Raw genomic sequence first — 688 nt, forward strand, 5'->3', positions numbered from 1 at the left:
GCTGATCGGACGACCCCCGCCGATGAGCGGCCCCGCCATCAGCCGGCCTGTTCCAGCGGCGTGATCGCCAGCGCGGGATCAGCGTTGGGGTGATTGAGCAGCTTGAGGATGATTTGCGTGGCGAGGGGAGGGGGCACCGCCTCGTCGCGCAGCATGTCGAACAGCAGGTGCTCGTCCGTTTCCAGCGCCATGCCTTCGATGGCGAGGTTGGCGCGGGATTCGGCATCCGCTTCGCGCCATTCCGCCACGTCAGCCGGCGAGCCGCACACGAAATCCAGCGCGCGAACTTCCCGGCGGATCGCCTCAATATCCAGGACCGCCATTGCCTTTCTCCGTCGCCTCGCTTTCCGCGTCGAACGCGCGTTTGCCGCGCCGCTTCCAGAGCGCGAGCGTGTCACCGGCATCGTCGCCGTGAGCACGGCCGACCAGCTCCAGCAGCGCACCGTAGATCGTCGCACGATCGTCGTCGGCGAGTTCAACCAGGCCGGCTTTCTGGACGAGGCCGCCCAGCTCGATCAGGTGGCGGGTGCGTTCGCGGCGTTGCACGACCCAGCCCCGCGTATCGTTACGACGCCGCGCCGCTTCCAGACGCTGGATCAGCGCCCGGTTGCGTGTTCCCGCCGTCGCTGTTGCCGCCAGCAGTCCGGCCAGTTTTGCGCCCACGCCGCTGAAAGAAAGCGGCGCCCTT

At 68.0% G+C, this 688-nt stretch carries 2 protein-coding genes; both read right to left on the reverse strand.

Annotation, left to right across the window (positions count from 1 at the left end; translation table 11 throughout):
• Positions 1–38: 38 nt before the first annotated feature.
• Positions 39–323, reverse strand: coding sequence for a hypothetical protein (locus tag AC4FS3_RS28890; protein WP_491023401.1), 285 nt, complete (start codon positions 321–323; stop codon positions 39–41).
• Positions 304–688, reverse strand: a 385-nt coding sequence (locus tag AC4FS3_RS28895; RefSeq protein WP_491023402.1) for a conjugal transfer protein TraD, incomplete at its 5' end; no start/stop codon positions are given. The genes AC4FS3_RS28890 and AC4FS3_RS28895, both read right to left, overlap by 20 nt.

It is taken from the genome of Pseudogemmobacter sp. TB195 (assembly GCF_058313095.1).

Excerpts from the sequence above, each read along its gene's own strand:
- AC4FS3_RS28890 (WP_491023401.1), bottom strand. The coding sequence starts at position 323 with ATGGCGGTCCTGGATATTGAGGCGATCCGCCGGGAAGTTCGCGCGCTG.